The sequence below is a fragment of the Tenebrionibacter intestinalis genome (assembly GCF_016632365.1).
GTDB classification, from domain to species: Bacteria; Pseudomonadota; Gammaproteobacteria; order Enterobacterales; family Enterobacteriaceae; genus Tenebrionibacter; species Tenebrionibacter intestinalis.
In genome coordinates this window covers 1-439 of the sequence record NZ_JAEPBH010000176.1, presented here as the reverse complement: position 1 = coordinate 439, position 439 = coordinate 1, and the positions used below count along the sequence as shown (strand labels likewise).

Annotated in this window: 1 protein-coding gene; it reads right to left on the bottom strand. The window is 38.7% G+C overall.

Annotation, left to right across the window (positions count from 1 at the left end):
• Window positions 1-21: 21 nt before the first annotated feature.
• Entirely contained in the window at window positions 22-216 is a 195-nt protein-coding gene (locus JJB97_RS18370; protein ID WP_238715527.1) for a DUF6392 family protein, read from the bottom strand.
• Between the last annotated feature and the right edge of the window lie 223 nt (window positions 217-439).

Below are 439 nucleotides of genomic sequence, written 5' to 3'. Positions count from 1 at the left end.
GTTGGTAAAAGTGTAGCGGTATTAGGCGCAGCTATTTAGTATCCTCCCTTCCCTCAGAAAGGATAAGTAAACCCCTTCTTTTTTCATATCTAGTTCAATTTTATCAGCACCTGAGAAACCTGATGGCTGTGATTTATAAGGTATCAACCCTCTTTCATAAATCTCCTGGTAAGCAACTCCAATACTTTCGATTAACCTATTAACATTAATTGTCATTTATACCACCCCTGACCTATGTTTATTTGATGCATTTTTTCTCTTGCCGCTTCAAGTTTTTCTTCAGTAGCACCTATTTCTTTAAGCTTTGGTTTTAAATATTAGTTGTGCGTATTTTATCTGTGTGGGCGGTATCAAAATACCGCCTGCAAAGAGAAATGTTTTCGAGGAAAAGGGGTGGTACTGATCCTACCCACGTAATATGGACACAGCCCTAAGCGAG